Consider the following 13,296-nt stretch of genomic DNA (forward strand, 5'->3'; position numbering starts at 1 on the left):
AGCAGCTGGCTTTTGGCGGCGGTCGGCATCGCGTCGGCCCTGCCGGCTTTTGCGTCCGACCGTTTCAACAAGCAGAGCGGGACGGTCGGCGCGACGACGGCCGAGACCGTGGGATCTGGACCCCTGCGGCACATCTACCGTGTCGCGGGCGTGCGTGACGACGGCCAGGCGCAGAATCAGGGCGTGGCGACCTCGTTTCACTGTACAAGCCGGAGCGCCGTTCCGGAAAGCATCTCCTTCCGGATCTACAATCACGACGGCGCCACCGTCCGCATCGCGACCTATACGATCGGCGCCCTGCAGACCTTCACGGCCTCGACGCACGCGACCGCCCAGTTCTCCGAGGACGCGCTCCTTTCCCAAGGCGTGTATGTCGACCAAGGGTCGGCCGTGATCGCCGCGACGACCGCCAATGTGCATTGCTCGGCGATGATCGCGAGCGCTGCGAGCGCCGAGCCGGTCGGCATCGCGCTTCATCTGGTCCGGCTCAGCCTTCAGCCCGGAACCGTCGAATAGGACCGGGCGCAACCGAAAGCGTTCGCGGCGCATAGCCGCGGCGCATCAGAAAAGGCGATGGCGGTCGGAAGCGTCTTCGACCGCCGTCTCCGACTACACGCTCCCGGCCGATGGCTCGACCATCAGGATCGTGTAGGGGATGTCGAAATAATCGGGGACCGGGCAGCGAACCGCCGCCTCTCCGCCGAGCAGGACCGCCGGGATCCAGGCCGCGCCCAGTCCGGCCTTCACCTGAGCCAGCAGCGCCTCGGCCGAGGCGCTCTCGCAGACCGGCCGCTCCCGGATCCGAATTCGATGAGCGTCGAGCATGGCGGCGATCCGCGCGCCATATTGCGTGCCGGGCGTGTAGAGCATCAGCGGGCCGACGAGCCGGTCATCCGCCAGCGCCACCGGCGCCTTCGAGCCACGGCTCTGCGCCAGGATCAGACGATCTTCGCCGATCGCGCGCGTCGCGAGGCCGGCGAGCGCCTCGGTGTCGCCGAAATGCGGCGTGAGCGCCAGATCGGCGTGCCTGCGGCGGACCGCCTCGAGGCAGCCGGACACGGAGGCGACGATCAGTGAATAATTGCGCAGCCCGCACTCGATCAGCCAGGGCGACAGCACCGTCGCGGCGAGCGTATTGGTGGTGTAGACGCGCAGCGATTTCTCGAGATGGCTCGACACCGCGAGGACCGCGCGGCGGGCGTCGAATATGTCGTCGCGCAGCCGATGCGCGCGAGAGAGAAACTCCTCGCCGGCGGGCGTGAGCGCCACCGGCCGCCGCTCGCGATCGAACAGAGGCGCGCCGAGCCAGTCCTCCAGCCGCTGCATCCGCCGGCTATAGGCCGATTGCGTCGTGCAGCGGGCCTGCGCGGCCCGGGTGAAGTTGCGCGTCTCGCAGAGGGCGAGGAAATCGTCGATCCATTGCAGCTCCATGATGCGCAAATTGCATCGTGGAATCGGAAACGACAATTGGACTCCCCCGCATCCGGCGAGAAATATCCCGCCACGGGCGGAAAGTCGGAGAGCGCGATGAGCGAGCGGGCGATCTTGAAGAAGGCGGAGGGCGTCGGCTGCGCCGCCGAGCTCGGCCCGCTGCCCAGGAGCGTGCGCCTGCTCGGCGCGCCCCGCGCCGACAGCGACGGGCTCTGTGAGTTCGAGGTGGTGAGCGGCAACGCGGCCTATCGCGAGGGCGAGCGCTTTTATCTGACGCCGGCCAAGGCGCAGAAGGCCTATCCTGCCGCCTCGCTGTCCTGACTGTGCGCGACCGCACTGCGGAACGGATAGATCGGAGCGACGAGACGATGGTCGGCCGCCCGCGCCGGCGCAATCGCTCGCGCCGCGAGGCCGCCGCCCCTCTCACGCTCCGCCTACGCCATGTCGAAAATCTGCTTCCTCGGGAAAGTCGCCGCCGCGGCGACGCTGTATCTGCTGGCCATGCCGGCTCCGGCGGCCGCCGAACGCGCCGACGACGTCGCGGCGCCCGGCGTCGCCGTCGCCGCCCCGCCGCTGCTTCTCTCACGCACGGATCGCGGCGGCGGCGGGACGCGCGCCCTCTCCGTAGATCTCACCGGTGGAAAGGGGAGGCGCGCCGACAGAGATACGAAGAGAGGCGCGCCGCCCGCGCCGGCGGGACAGGCTCGCCAGTAACGTTCGAGCAACCTCCTTGCGCCATAGTTCGCTCGTCTCGCGGATGTTGCGACCGAGTTCGCAAGCGTCGAATGTATCGTGTGCCGGAGAGTGGAAATGAAATCGCGAGATGCCTTGATCCGCCTGAAGCGCTTTCAGGCGGAGGAGTGCCGCCGCCGGGTGGCGCAGCTACAGACGATGATCGCTGAATTTTCCCGCATGACCGGCGATCTCGATCGGGAGATCGCGCATGAGGAGCAGCGGGCGAACATCAGCGATCCCAATCATTTCGCCTATCCGACTTATGCCCGCGCCGCGCGCGCGCGGCGCGACAATCTCATGCGCTCGGTCGCCGACCTGCGCAGCCAGCTCGCCGAGGCGGAAGATCATCTGAAGGACGCATCCGAAGAGCTCGCCAAGGCGCAGAGCCAGGAGGCGCGGGACCGCATGCTGGACGTCGTGCCCGACCGACACGGCCAAGACCGGCGCGAAGCCGCTCGCCGCGTCTGAAGCGTCGCCACACGTCCGCGCGCATCACGGTTGCCGTCGTCGCCGCGCCACGCGAGCGCTCGCACGCCCATGCTCCCGTTGACGGGACTTGCGGTTGTGCCGGCGCCGTGCGACTGAGAGCCGCGTCCCCGCGGGGGGACGTCTCGCCTCTGAAAGCGTCAAAGCGTCGCCGCATGAAAAAAATCCTGGAATATGTCTGGCCCGTCGTCGGCCTGCTGGCCGTCGTCGGATCTTTCTACCTGCTCTACGGGGAGTTTCGCGGCGAGGCGGTCGGACAAGAGGTCTGGGCGGATCTGAAGGCGATCCCACCCACGCACTGGGCCGCAGCCGCGGGCTGCTCGCTTCTCGCCTATGCCGCGCTCGCCTGGTACGACCGCATCGCGCTGCTGCACCTCGGCGTGAAGCACATCTCCTGGCTGTTCATCTCCTTATGCTCCTTCACCACTTACGCGCTGTCGCACAATATCGGCGCCTCCGTCTTCTCGGGCGCGGTGGTGCGCTATCGCGCCTATTCGACGAAGGGCCTCACCGCCGGACAAGTGGCCGTTCTCGTCGTGCTCTGCTCCTACACGTTCGGGCTCGGCACCGTGCTGCTCGCCGGCCTGCTGCTCACCTTTCAGCCGAGCCTGCTGAGCCGCCTGTCCGGCATGCTGCCGGATGTGCTGACCCACGAGCACACGGCGCTGGTCGTCGGCCTCTCCGCCCTCGGCGCGGTCGCGCTCTATGTCGTCGGCTCGCTGATGCACTTCAAGCCGATCACCATCGGTAAGCTGCGCTTTCTCTATCCGCGGCCCGAGGTGATGATCCGCCAGATGTTCGCGGCGCCGATGGAGCTGATCGGCGCGGCCGGAATCATCTATTTCGCTCTGCCGGCCGGAAGCGACATGCCCTATCTCGTGGTGCTCGGCACTTTTCTCCTATCCTTCTCGGCCGCCCTCGTCTCGCACGCGCCGGGGGGGCTCGGCGTGTTCGAGCTGGTGTTCATCAAGGCGATGCCGGACGTGCCGCGGCTCAATGTGCTGTCGGCCCTGCTCGTGTTCCGTCTGCTCTATCTGATCGTGCCGCTGATGTGCGCCCTCGTCGTCGTGGTGCTGTTCGAGCGCAGACGCCTCGCCGAAGCGCTGCGCAACCGCGGCTGAGGGGACTGGAATACACGAAGAGCCGGCTCCGCCCCTTCTCGGCGGACCGGCTCTTTTCCGTATTCGTCGTCATCCCTTTCGCGTCAGACGCGATATTGCTGCAGGCGCGTCGTCCGCAATCCGGCGAGACCGTGCTGGTCGATCGACATCTGCCAGCTCAGGAACTCGTCGACCGTCAGCGTGTAGCGGCTGCACGCCTCCTCGAGGGAGAGCAGCCCGCCCCGCACCGCCGCGACGACTTCCGCCTTGCGGCGGATCACCCAGCGCTTGGTCGTTGGCGGCGGCAGATCGGCGATCGTCAGGGGGCTCCCGTCCGGCCCGATCACATATTTGACACGCGGACGATGCGTCTCGGTCATTTTGCTACTCGCATACTCTCGACCATACTCGACTAGCCGATCTATAGGCGCGCCGATTTAATATTTGCCTAAGCGAAACTCCTGTGTTTGCCGCCAATTATGCTTAGGATTTTACGGATATGGGCGCCGCCGCCCGGAACGCTTTCCGCTCGAACGCAATCGTTCGAGCGGACAGAATTCGCACTGAATGAAAAACTAGACAGTTGCCGACCCGGTGGGATCGGCGAACGTCTAGCGCTCCGACACTTTTTCGACCTTCACCCGGGCGAGGCCGGCCGAGCGAAAGCCGAGGCTCTCGGCCGCATGGACCGACACGTCGATGACTCGCCCGCGCACGAAGGGGCCGCGATCATTGATGGTGACGATCACCGATCGATCATTGGCGATATTGGTCACGCGCACCTTGGAGCCGAAAGGGAGCGTGCGATGCGCCGCCGTCATATGGCCCACGCGCGCCCCGCTCGCCGTGCGCCCGCCATAGCCGTAGTAGGACGCCTTGCCGGTAAAGGACTGCCCGAACGCTGCGCTCGTCGAACCGGAAACAACCGCCAAGCCGATGATGAAATGCTTCACTCACTCTCCTCCTCGCGCCCGTCGCAACGCCTCGAGCGTCGCCGTGGTCAGGTAGACCCGCGCTAAGGACAAGATGTGATCGAATAGTGGCGGCCGAGTCCGTCGATCAGACGATCGAATTTGCGCTGCAGCGCGACAAATGACGCCAACAAATATTTGCGGCTAATCTATACTATTGGCTCGAGTAGCGACGGACGCATTTTGCAATATTCAGACACCTCGATTACTTTATGTGATAAAAATGCAACATTCAGGGAGAATCGGCGCCTTCGCTGTGCGACAGGCGCCGTTTCGCTCATTTTTCGCCGCCGGCGGCGGCGCCCCGATCGAGCGCGAAGCGCCCGGGCCCCGCGGCGGCGAAATAGAGAAAGACGACCAGATAGAGGAACGCCAGCTCGCCCTGGTTGTGGATCGGCAGCGGCGCCTTGCCGGCATGGGCGACCCCATAGGCGACGGCCATCTCTATCGCGAGGATGAAGGCGACCGGACGCGTGAACAGCCCGACGAGCAGCAGCAGGCCGCCGACCAATTCTATGATCCCGGCCGCGCCGAGCAGCGAGAACAGCCGGAGCCCGTCGAACATGGCGACATGGGGAACGCCGAACAGCTTGGCGGTCCCGTGCTGCAGGAACAGGACGGCCGCAACGATGCGCAGCACGCCTCGGAAACTCGGCGCCAGCTCGGACGCCCGCCGGCTCCAGTCCATGAATAGCACTCCCTCAGAGGATGGAGGCGATCTCGTCGAAGGCGAAGCGCGGGCCGCGCGGATAGAGCTTGGCCGGATCGCCATAGCCTATATTGATCAGGAAATTGGATTTCACATTCCCCTCGGGGAAGAATTCCGCGTCGACCTTGGCGTTGTCGAAGCCGCTCATCGGCCCGACGTCGAGCCCGGCCGCGCGCAGGGCCAGGATGAGATAGCCGCCCTGCAGAGTGGCGTTGCGGAACGCCGTAATCTCGATCAGCGGCTGATTGCCGGCGAACCAGGAGCGCGCGTCGGTCGCCGGATAGAGGCGCGGCAAATGCTCGTAGAAGGCGAGGTCGTGGGCGACGATCGCGGTTGCGGGCGCGGCCATGGTCTTGGCGAGATTGCCCGGCGCGAGCGCCGGCGCGAGACGCTCCTTGGCCTCCTTCGATCGGACGAAGACGAAGCGCGCAGGCAGGCAATTGGCGCTGGTCGGCCCCCACAGCGCCAGCGTGACCGCCTGCCGCAGCAGCGCGTCGGGAACCTCCCGGTCGAGCCAGCCATTGTGCGTGCGCGCCTGCGTGAACAGCTGCGCCAGCGCGGTTTCGTCGAGACTATCGTGCGGCTCTCCCGTCATCCCTGCCTCCGTCGTTCACCGCGGGGAAAACGCTCGCCCGCGTCAAATGTCCCGGCCCGTCATCTCCTGCTCGAGACGCTGCTCGGCCCGGCGCCATTCCTCCCGGCGCGGATGGAGGGCGAGGGCGCGGCGATAGGCGTCGAGCGCGCGCGTCGGCTCTCCGGCGCGCTCACGCAGAACGCCAAGGGCGCCCAATGCGTCGAAGCGGCGCGGATCGAGCCGCACGGCGGCGTCGAGATCGCCCTCGGCGCCTTCGGCGTCGCCGAGGGAGAGCCGCATCTCGGCGCGGGCGACCAGCGCCTGCGGCCAGGCAGGCTCCAGCCTGACGATATGGTCGAGGAGATCGAGGGCCAATCGATTTTGGCCGGCGCGGGCCGCCAGGGCGGCGCGCCCGATCAACAGATCCGCGGTCGCCGAGCCGGAGCGCGCCCAGATGCGGCCGATCGCCTGCACGAGAGCTTCGGCCTCTTCCTCGCTGCGCGCTTCGGAGAGGCGAGCGAACAAGGAATCGATCCCGTTCGGGCGCGGCGCGGCTTCGCCGATTTCGGGAGACGGAGCCGCAAGCGGCGGCGCCGCATGCGAGGGGCCGAACACGGTCGCGCCCGGCGGCAACGGGATCGGAACCCGGCCGAGGCCGGGAATGTCGAGATAATGCTCGTGCGTCTCCGCCGCGAATGCGACCGGCGGAGCCGCGCAGACCAGACAGAGCGACAGCGAGATGGCAGGGATCGCCTTGCGCATGAACGCGAGTTTAGCCCACTCCCCGCTCATGAGAAAGGCCGCCCGTGGGCGGCCTTTCCATTTCGGTGCGGGATCAGAGCGCCTTCAGCCGATCCGCCGCGGATTTGCCGGTGCGGCGATCCTGGGTCAGCTCATAGTCGACCTTCTGCCCTTCGCGCAGATCGCGAAGTCCGGCGCGCTCCACCGCGCTGATATGGACGAACACGTCCTTGCCGTTGTCGTCGGGCTGGATGAAGCCATAGCCCTTTTGCGCGTTGAACCACTTCACGGTTCCAGTCGCCATTCACGTCTCTCCCATTGGAGAAGAGGCCCGCAAGCGTGCAGGCCGGGTCGATCGATATTTGGGAGAGGTCGTCAGCGGCTTCGTCTCCGAAGCGCGGCCAAGTCGTCAGGCCGAAAAATCGATGAGGCGAATATAGAAACGCGTCCGGCGCCTGGCAACGATGGACCCGCCCTCCGCGCGTACGCATTTTCCACAGGAGAAAGATTCTGCTTACCCTTTCGATCGAGTCGCCCCGCAATTCATGCGGCGTTCAGAACGAGGGCGGCAATCTTAACCTCGGATTCACGGACGATCGGTCGAATGATCGGCAAATCCTCGTGAACGGCGGATTTCGGCGACGCGACGCGCGCCGCCGGCGGACAGCAGGACCCAAGGGAATGATCGACCTCGTGCGGCAAATGATCGACGAACACGGAGGCCTGCCGGCGCCGGCGCGGACGCTGTCGGCGAATGCGGATCTCTATGAGATCGGCCTCACCTCCTTCGCCGCGGTCCAGATCATGCTGGCGCTCGAGGAGGCGCTCGGCCTGCAATTCCCCGAGCGCATGGTGCGTCGCCAGACCTTCGCGACGATCGACTCCATCGTGTCGAGCCTGCGCCAGCTCGAGCGCAAGGCCGCCTGAGTTCACAGCTGGGCGCCCGACGGGCAATAGCGCGCCGTCGGATCGGCGGCGGCGAGGAGACCGGCGGCCGGCCATTCCCGGTCGACGTGAAAGGCGAGCAGACCGGGAAGGACGGGCGGCGACGATTCCATCCAGCGCCGGACGGCGATCGCGCTGCGCCCCTCTTCCGGCCCGCCGCGCGCGACGATGCGGCCTTTGGCGTATTCCAGGCCGGAGACCGGGAGGAGATTGTCGAGGCCGCATTGCGCGAACAAGGGCTCTTCGCGCGACGGCGCGGCGGCGGCGCGCTGCACGGAGACGAAGATCGCGAACAGCGCAAAAGCGATCAAGCCGAGAAACAGCGCGCCGATTTGGCGCGCGCCGAATGCCGAACGCGACATGACGAACCTCCATGCGGCCGCCCTTCGCGACCTCGCCGGTCAGATGGCGCGATGCGCCCGCATCGCCAGCGACGGCGCGGCGAATTCCGACCATGGCTAATGTTTCGTGAGGCCGGCGTCATGAGCCGCGCAAGGCTGCGCCGTCTGTGCGCGGACGCACGCCGGCGCCGACCGGCGTGCGATCAGAGGTTCGGCTCGGAGCCCTTTCCTCGCATCGTTCGCGTATTGCGGCTCGATGGCGATGGGAGCGGCGATCGCCGGCGCGGCCGAACATGTGTCGTATCGAGTCGACCAGTTCTGATCCTCAGCCGGCGAGCTCCTTGAGCCCGCGCCGGATCAGCGCGCCGGCGTCGGCGCCCTCGCCGAGCGCCTTCAGGCTCGCAGCGACCGCCGCGGACGCCTGCGGCCGGCCGTAGCCGAGATTGACCAGCGCCGATATGGCGTCCCGCGCCGCCTGGGGCGCGCTCGCCTCGGCCTCGCCCGCGAGACGCGCGACCGCGGGATCGATGGCCGCGAAGGCCGGCGCCTTGTCCTTCAGTTCTGCGACGATGCGGGCGGCGAGCTTGGGACCGACGCCCGAGGCGCGCGCCACCATCGCCCTGTCCTGCCCGGCGATGGCCGCGGCGAGCTCGCCGGGACCGAGAATGGAGAGAATGGCGAGGGCGACCTTGGCGCCGACGCCCTGCACCGTTTGCAGCAGGCGGAACCAGTCGCGCTCGGCGTCGGCGGAGAAGCCGAACAGGCGGATCGAATCCTCGCGCACCTGCGTCTCGATGGCGAGCGCCGCGGCCTCTCCCGCCGGGGGCAGCTTCTGGAGCGTGCGCGTCGAGCAATGCACGACATAGCCGACGCCCTGCACGTCGAGGATCACGAAATCCTCGCCATAGGAATCGACGACGCCTCTGAGCTTGCCGATCATCGCGCCCGCTCCATTCGCGCGCGGTTCGAATGCGAGCCGGAAGGCTCGGGCGAAAGCTGTCAGATCTTGCGTCCGATCGACAGAAATTTCTCCGCCCGGGCGTCGACGATCTGCGCCCGCGACAGATTGCCGAGTCCCGCCAGCGCATGGTCGATCGCCTCGCCGACCGCGGTCACCGCGGCCTGCGGATCGCGATGCGCGCCGCCCGGCGGCTCGGCGACGATGACGTCGATGATGCCGAATTTGAGCAGGTCCTGGGCGGTGATCTTCATGCTGGTCGCCGCATCCTGCGCCTTGGTGGCGTCGCGCCACAGGATCGAGGCCGAGGCCTCGGGCGAGGCCACCGTATAGACGGCGTGCTCCAGCATCAGCACCTTGTTGCAGGTGGCGATGGCGACGGCGCCGCCCGAGCCGCCCTCGCCGACCACCACGGCGACGTTGGGGACGCCGAGCGACAACGAAACCTCCGTCGAGCGGGCGATCGCCTCCGCCTGGCCGCGCTCTTCGGCGTCTATGCCCGGAAAGGCGCCGGCGGTGTCGACGAGCGAGACGACCGGCAGGCCGAAGCGGTCGGCGAGCTCCATCAGCCGCGCCGCCTTGCGATAGCCCTCCGGCCGCGCCATGCCGAAATTATGCGCGAGCCGGCTCGTCGTGTCGGAGCCCTTCTCCTGTCCCATGACGCAGACCGGCTCGCCGCGAAAGCGCGCGAAACCGCCGACGACCGCCGCGTCCTCGCCGAAGGCGCGGTCGCCGGCGAGCGGGGTGAACTCCTCGAACAAGAGCCGCACGTAATCGGAGAAATGCGGCCGCTGCGGATGGCGCGCGACCTGAATCTTCTGCCAGGGGGTCAGAGTTGCGTAGAGATCGGCGAGCGCCTTGGCCGCCTTGCCCTCGAGCTTGGCGAGCTCCTCGCCGATCGACACCCCGTCGCCCTTGGAGGCCAGAGCGCGCAGCTCCTCGACCTTGGTCTCGAGCTCGGCGACGGGTTTTTCGAAGTCGAGATAGAAACGCATGAGGCGGGCGGACACGGAGATTGCGGCGAAGAGCCTGGCGGCGAGGCGCGGAAACTGGCCGCATCGGAGCCGGAAGTCAAGAACGCGGACGGCGCGGCCGAAACCCCGATTTTCTTCTTGCGCGATACCGGCCGTCGCGACCATGAGGGAACGGACGGAAGAGCGAGCTTCCGTGTCGCGCCGGATCGGGAAAGTTGCAGGACGTCTCCGCCACCGAACTGCTGCAAGCCGGAAAACCGAGCCGCACGGCGCTCTGGGTCGCCCGGCTTCGCGCCGTCCATCAGCTCATCGACGAGCCGATCGTTCTCGAGGACTCTTTCGCCCTGCCGATCCTCGGGCGCGAGGCCGAGGCCGAGCTGCGGCATGATCCGTTCCAGCTCGACGATCCGCTGTCGCGGAGCACCCGCGCCACCGTCGTTCTGCGGAGCAAATTTGCGGAAGAGGAAGTGGACCGCGCCGTCGCGGCGGGCGTCTCGCAATATGTCGTGCTCGGCGCCGGGCTCGACACATTCGCCCTGCGCAATCCCCATAGGGGTCTTCGCGTCTTCGAGGTCGACCATCCCGCGACGCAGAGCTGGAAACGGCGGCTCCTCGCCGAGGCGGGCCTCGCGCCGCCGGACGGACTCGCCTTCGCGCCGGTCGATTTCGAACGGCAGACCCTGGCGCAGGGGCTCGCCGACGCGGGATTCCGCGCCGATCTTCCGGCCTGCGTCTCTTGGCTCGGCGTCGCCGTCTATCTGACGGAAGAAGCGGTGATGGAAACGCTCGCCTTCGTCGCCTCCCTGCCGCGCGGCAGCGCGATCGTCTTCGATTTCCGTCCGCCGCCGACCCTCCTCGATCCGGTCGCGCAGGCGACCGCCGAGACGATGCGCCGCAACGCCGCCGACATGGGCGAACCCTGGCGTTCCGCCTTCGACCCTGCCGCGTTGCGCGAGCGGCTGCGCGCGCTCGGCTTCACGCAGGTCGAGACATTCGAGCCCGAAGAGCTGAACGCGCGATATTTCGGCCGCCGCGAGAACGGCCTCCACGCCTTCGTGCGGCTGGCGCGCGGGCGCGTCTAGCTCCGCCGCCGGCTCGGCTCGAGGTTGATCCTTAACCATCTGTCTGAGACAAAGCGGCAGACGCCGCGCCGGACGATTCGCGCCGAGCGGCCAAGGCCTCGCTCGGAGAAGGTCGCCTCGTTTTTCGGAGAAGGCTACATGGCCTCGGCTTGCACCGCCGGACTCGACACCGGCTTCATCGAGCTCGGCTACGCCAAGGTCGCGGCGCTCGGCGTCGTGCAGGGCATAACCGAGCTGCTGCCCATCTCCTCCACCGCGCATATGCGCATCGTGCCGGCGCTGCTCGGCTGGAAGGACCCGGGCTCGGCCTTCTCCGCGGCGATGCAGCTCGCCGCCCTCGCCGCCGTGGTGAGCTATTTCTGGGGCGACATCCGCAGCCTCGCCGTCGGTTCGACGCGCGCGCTGCTGCGGCGCGATTTTCGCGACTGGAGTTTTCGATTCGTGGTCTGGATCGCGCTGGCGACCGTCCCGATCGGTCTCGCCGGCATCGCGCTGTCCCACACGCTCAACACTTGCGGATCGCCTCTGCGCAGCCTGCCGGTGATCGGCATCTCCTGCCTGGTGATGGCGGCGCTCCTCGCCATCGCCGAGCTCTATTGCAACCACTCGCGCACCATCGACCATGTGAGCCTCAAGGACGCGCTGATCGTGGGCTTCGCCCAGGTGGGCGCGCTCATTCCGGGCGTTTCCCGCTCCGGCTCGACGCTCACGGCGGCCCTCTTCCTGGATCTGAAGCGCGAGCAGGCGGCGCAGTTCTCGTTCCTGCTCGGCCTGCCGGCGATCACCCTCGCGGGGCTGAAGGAGCTCTACGAACTGCACAAGGCCCATCTCGACGCGCATGGCTGGTCGGTGCTCGCCGTCGGCCTCGTCGTCGCCTCCATTTCCGCCTTCGCGGCGATCTGGGGGCTCCTGCGCGTGCTCGAGCGATTCTCTGCTTGGCCCTTCGTCGCTTACCGGGCCTTCATCGGAATCGTGCTGCTCGTCGGCGCGTCGACGGGCCTGCTCGCTTGAGCGGCCCGGCGGCGGCTCCGCTCCCGCCTGCGCCGAACGGCGCGCCCCGCGGTCATCTTTCATTTTTGTTCGCTTTGTCGGCGCCGGACACTTGCCGAACAGGGGCCTCGGGACCTAACATCGCCCCATGGTCAAGATCGCCTCCTCCATTCGTCATGCCGGCCCCGGCGACGCCGAGGCGATTACCTATGTGCATGATCTCTCATGGCGCGACGCCTATCGCGGCGTCATTCCCGGGGGCGAGCTCGAGCGCATGATCGCCCGCCGCGGCCCGCAATGGTGGGCGCGGGCCATCGTGCGCGGCAGCGGCATTCTGGTGCTGGAATTCGGCCGCTCGATCGTCGGCTATGTCACCTATGGGCGCAACCGCGTCCCATCCATGCCTTATTCCGGCGAGATTTTCGAAATCTACCTGTTGCCGGAATATCAAGGCCTCGGCTTCGGCCGCGAGCTGTTCGCCGCCGCCCGGCAGGAGCTCGCCGAGCACGGCTATCTTTCCACCGTCGTCTGGGCGCTGGCGGACAACGACAAGGCGCTCGGCTTCTATCGCCGGCTCGGCGGCCTGCCGATCCGGCAGGCGGAGGAGCGCTTCGGCGACGATATGCTGACGCGCGTCGCCTTCGGCTTCGTCTCCGCGCCCGTCCGCTGAATTCCCCTCACAGGAGCTTCCTGCATGCGTCTCGACGCCATACAAATCGGCGTGAATCCCCCTTTCGAAGTCAATGTGGTCATCGAGGTGCCGCTCGGCGGCGAGCCGATCAAATATGAGCTGGACAAGGCGTCGGGAACTCTGGTCGTCGACCGTTTCCTCTACACGTCCATGCGCTATCCGGGCAATTACGGCTTCATCCCGCACACCCTGTCGGAGGACGGAGACCCGTGCGACGTGCTGGTCGCCAATACGCGGCCGATCGCGCCGGGCGCCGTGATCGCCGTGCGGCCGATCGGCGTGCTCTATATGCGCGACGAAGCGGGCGGCGACGAAAAGATCATCGCCGTGCCGGCGCCCAAGCTCACCAAGCGCTACGAGAAGGTGGAAAACTACACCGACCTGCCGGAGATCACGACCCGGCAGATCGAGCATTTCTTCGCCCATTACAAGGATCTCGAGCCCGGCAAATGGGTCGAGTCGACCGGCTGGGGCGACGCCGACGCCGCGCGGAAGATCATCTCGGAGGCGATCGAACGAGGGAAAAAGGAGTGAGGGGCGAATAGCGAGTGGCGAGGAGAACTATTCG

20 protein-coding genes are annotated in these 13,296 nt (G+C 67.2%); 10 read left to right on the top strand and 10 right to left on the bottom strand.

Going from position 1 to position 13,296, the window contains the following annotated elements; genetic code table 11:
• The first annotated feature begins 12 nt into the window (after positions 1–12).
• Positions 13–516 carry a hypothetical protein gene (locus tag AC6IW9_RS19385; RefSeq protein WP_497766343.1) on the top strand — a complete coding sequence of 168 codons (504 nt, stop codon included), beginning with the start codon at positions 13–15 and terminating at the stop codon, positions 514–516.
• A gap of 93 nt (positions 517–609) precedes the next feature.
• On the opposite strand, the gene AC6IW9_RS19390 is transcribed toward AC6IW9_RS19385, so the two are convergent.
• Positions 610–1,467: a LysR family transcriptional regulator gene (locus tag AC6IW9_RS19390; RefSeq protein ID WP_497766345.1), complete on the bottom strand. Its 858-nt coding sequence runs from the start codon at positions 1,465–1,467 to the stop codon at positions 610–612.
• 60 nt (positions 1,468–1,527) lie between these two features.
• On the opposite strand from AC6IW9_RS19390, the gene AC6IW9_RS19395 reads away from it, so the two are divergent.
• From AC6IW9_RS19395 to AC6IW9_RS19410, 4 genes are all read left to right on the top strand, one after another.
• Complete coding sequence (locus tag AC6IW9_RS19395) at positions 1,528–1,752, top strand: hypothetical protein (protein WP_497766348.1); 225 nt, start codon at positions 1,528–1,530, stop codon at positions 1,750–1,752.
• Positions 1,753–1,872: 120 nt separating this feature from the next.
• A complete protein-coding gene (locus tag AC6IW9_RS19400; protein WP_497766351.1) occupies positions 1,873–2,145 on the top strand; it encodes a hypothetical protein in 273 nt (90 codons plus the stop codon).
• A gap of 96 nt (positions 2,146–2,241) precedes the next feature.
• Positions 2,242–2,634 (top strand): flagellar export protein FliJ, encoded by a 393-nt coding sequence (locus tag AC6IW9_RS19405; protein WP_497766354.1) that lies wholly within the window; start codon positions 2,242–2,244, stop codon positions 2,632–2,634.
• 173 nt (positions 2,635–2,807) lie between these two features.
• Positions 2,808–3,773 (top strand): lysylphosphatidylglycerol synthase domain-containing protein, encoded by a 966-nt coding sequence (locus AC6IW9_RS19410; RefSeq protein ID WP_497766357.1) that lies wholly within the window; start codon positions 2,808–2,810, stop codon positions 3,771–3,773.
• A gap of 83 nt (positions 3,774–3,856) precedes the next feature.
• Here the strand turns inward: AC6IW9_RS19410 and sciP are convergent, their stop codons facing one another.
• The 6 genes from sciP to AC6IW9_RS19440 all read right to left on the bottom strand — a co-directional run bounded on the left by sciP (position 3,857) and on the right by AC6IW9_RS19440 (position 7,051).
• On the bottom strand, positions 3,857–4,132 hold the full coding sequence (gene sciP / locus AC6IW9_RS19415; RefSeq protein WP_003613141.1) for a CtrA inhibitor SciP: 276 nt from the start codon (positions 4,130–4,132) through the stop codon (positions 3,857–3,859).
• Positions 4,133–4,363: 231 nt separating this feature from the next.
• Complete coding sequence (locus tag AC6IW9_RS19420; protein WP_497766362.1) at positions 4,364–4,705, bottom strand: septal ring lytic transglycosylase RlpA family protein; 342 nt, start codon at positions 4,703–4,705, stop codon at positions 4,364–4,366.
• A 295-nt stretch (positions 4,706–5,000) separates the two neighbouring features.
• On the bottom strand, positions 5,001–5,411 hold the full coding sequence (locus tag AC6IW9_RS19425) for a DoxX family protein (protein ID WP_497766364.1): 411 nt from the start codon (positions 5,409–5,411) through the stop codon (positions 5,001–5,003).
• 13 nt (positions 5,412–5,424) lie between these two features.
• Positions 5,425–6,027, bottom strand: coding sequence for a malonic semialdehyde reductase (locus tag AC6IW9_RS19430; protein ID WP_497766367.1), 603 nt, complete (start codon positions 6,025–6,027; stop codon positions 5,425–5,427).
• Positions 6,028–6,069: 42 nt separating this feature from the next.
• Positions 6,070–6,768: a tetratricopeptide repeat protein gene (locus AC6IW9_RS19435; protein ID WP_497766369.1), complete on the bottom strand. Its 699-nt coding sequence runs from the start codon at positions 6,766–6,768 to the stop codon at positions 6,070–6,072.
• A 73-nt stretch (positions 6,769–6,841) separates the two neighbouring features.
• A complete protein-coding gene (locus tag AC6IW9_RS19440; RefSeq protein ID WP_497766373.1) occupies positions 6,842–7,051 on the bottom strand; it encodes a cold-shock protein in 210 nt (69 codons plus the stop codon).
• Between the two features lie 377 nt (positions 7,052–7,428).
• Between AC6IW9_RS19440 and AC6IW9_RS19445 the strand changes: the two genes are divergently transcribed.
• Positions 7,429–7,674 (top strand): acyl carrier protein, encoded by a 246-nt coding sequence (locus AC6IW9_RS19445; RefSeq protein WP_497766376.1) that lies wholly within the window; start codon positions 7,429–7,431, stop codon positions 7,672–7,674.
• Between the two features lie 2 nt (positions 7,675–7,676).
• Here the strand turns inward: AC6IW9_RS19445 and AC6IW9_RS19450 are convergent, their stop codons facing one another.
• From AC6IW9_RS19450 to AC6IW9_RS19460, 3 genes are all read right to left on the bottom strand, one after another.
• Positions 7,677–8,054: a hypothetical protein gene (locus tag AC6IW9_RS19450; protein WP_497766380.1), complete on the bottom strand. Its 378-nt coding sequence runs from the start codon at positions 8,052–8,054 to the stop codon at positions 7,677–7,679.
• A gap of 304 nt (positions 8,055–8,358) precedes the next feature.
• Complete coding sequence (ruvA, locus tag AC6IW9_RS19455; RefSeq protein WP_497766382.1) at positions 8,359–8,973, bottom strand: Holliday junction branch migration protein RuvA; 615 nt, start codon at positions 8,971–8,973, stop codon at positions 8,359–8,361.
• A gap of 59 nt (positions 8,974–9,032) precedes the next feature.
• Positions 9,033–9,986, bottom strand: coding sequence for an acetyl-CoA carboxylase carboxyltransferase subunit alpha (locus AC6IW9_RS19460; RefSeq protein ID WP_497772565.1), 954 nt, complete (start codon positions 9,984–9,986; stop codon positions 9,033–9,035).
• A 194-nt stretch (positions 9,987–10,180) separates the two neighbouring features.
• Between AC6IW9_RS19460 and AC6IW9_RS19465 the strand changes: the two genes are divergently transcribed.
• The 4 genes from AC6IW9_RS19465 (at position 10,181) to ppa (ending at position 13,262) form a co-directional block, all read left to right on the top strand.
• Positions 10,181–11,047 (top strand): class I SAM-dependent methyltransferase, encoded by an 867-nt coding sequence (locus AC6IW9_RS19465; RefSeq protein WP_497766386.1) that lies wholly within the window; start codon positions 10,181–10,183, stop codon positions 11,045–11,047.
• Between the two features lie 138 nt (positions 11,048–11,185).
• Entirely contained in the window at positions 11,186–12,058 is an 873-nt protein-coding gene (gene uppP / locus AC6IW9_RS19470; RefSeq protein WP_497766389.1) for an undecaprenyl-diphosphatase UppP, read from the top strand.
• Positions 12,059–12,185: 127 nt separating this feature from the next.
• A complete protein-coding gene (locus tag AC6IW9_RS19475; protein WP_497766392.1) occupies positions 12,186–12,707 on the top strand; it encodes a GNAT family N-acetyltransferase in 522 nt (173 codons plus the stop codon).
• Positions 12,708–12,731: 24 nt separating this feature from the next.
• Positions 12,732–13,262, top strand: a complete 531-nt coding sequence (gene ppa, locus AC6IW9_RS19480) for an inorganic diphosphatase (protein ID WP_497766396.1) — start codon at positions 12,732–12,734, stop codon at positions 13,260–13,262.
• Positions 13,263–13,296: the final 34 nt, after the last annotated feature.

Source organism: Methylosinus sp. shoA (genome assembly GCF_059718125.1).

What these genes read in the sequence shown, in the direction of transcription:
- AC6IW9_RS19395 (WP_497766348.1), top strand. Translation starts at nt 1,528, where the DNA reads ATGAGCGAGCGGGCGATCTTGAAGAAGGCGGAGGGCGTCGGCTGCGCC.
- AC6IW9_RS19400 (WP_497766351.1), top strand. Translation starts at nt 1,873, where the DNA reads ATGTCGAAAATCTGCTTCCTCGGGAAAGTCGCCGCCGCGGCGACGCTG.
- AC6IW9_RS19405 (WP_497766354.1), top strand. Translation starts at nt 2,242, where the DNA reads ATGAAATCGCGAGATGCCTTGATCCGCCTGAAGCGCTTTCAGGCGGAG.
- AC6IW9_RS19410 (WP_497766357.1), top strand. Translation starts at nt 2,808, where the DNA reads ATGAAAAAAATCCTGGAATATGTCTGGCCCGTCGTCGGCCTGCTGGCC.
- sciP (WP_003613141.1), bottom strand. Translation starts at nt 4,132, where the DNA reads ATGACCGAGACGCATCGTCCGCGTGTCAAATATGTGATCGGGCCGGAC.
- AC6IW9_RS19425 (WP_497766364.1), bottom strand. Translation starts at nt 5,411, where the DNA reads ATGGACTGGAGCCGGCGGGCGTCCGAGCTGGCGCCGAGTTTCCGAGGC.
- AC6IW9_RS19430 (WP_497766367.1), bottom strand. Translation starts at nt 6,027, where the DNA reads ATGACGGGAGAGCCGCACGATAGTCTCGACGAAACCGCGCTGGCGCAG.
- AC6IW9_RS19435 (WP_497766369.1), bottom strand. Translation starts at nt 6,768, where the DNA reads ATGCGCAAGGCGATCCCTGCCATCTCGCTGTCGCTCTGTCTGGTCTGC.
- AC6IW9_RS19440 (WP_497766373.1), bottom strand. Translation starts at nt 7,051, where the DNA reads ATGGCGACTGGAACCGTGAAGTGGTTCAACGCGCAAAAGGGCTATGGC.
- AC6IW9_RS19445 (WP_497766376.1), top strand. Translation starts at nt 7,429, where the DNA reads ATGATCGACCTCGTGCGGCAAATGATCGACGAACACGGAGGCCTGCCG.
- AC6IW9_RS19450 (WP_497766380.1), bottom strand. Translation starts at nt 8,054, where the DNA reads ATGTCGCGTTCGGCATTCGGCGCGCGCCAAATCGGCGCGCTGTTTCTC.
- ruvA (WP_497766382.1), bottom strand. Translation starts at nt 8,973, where the DNA reads ATGATCGGCAAGCTCAGAGGCGTCGTCGATTCCTATGGCGAGGATTTC.
- AC6IW9_RS19460 (WP_497772565.1), bottom strand. Translation starts at nt 9,986, where the DNA reads ATGCGTTTCTATCTCGACTTCGAAAAACCCGTCGCCGAGCTCGAGACC.
- uppP (WP_497766389.1), top strand. Translation starts at nt 11,186, where the DNA reads ATGGCCTCGGCTTGCACCGCCGGACTCGACACCGGCTTCATCGAGCTC.
- AC6IW9_RS19475 (WP_497766392.1), top strand. Translation starts at nt 12,186, where the DNA reads ATGGTCAAGATCGCCTCCTCCATTCGTCATGCCGGCCCCGGCGACGCC.
- ppa (WP_497766396.1), top strand. Translation starts at nt 12,732, where the DNA reads ATGCGTCTCGACGCCATACAAATCGGCGTGAATCCCCCTTTCGAAGTC.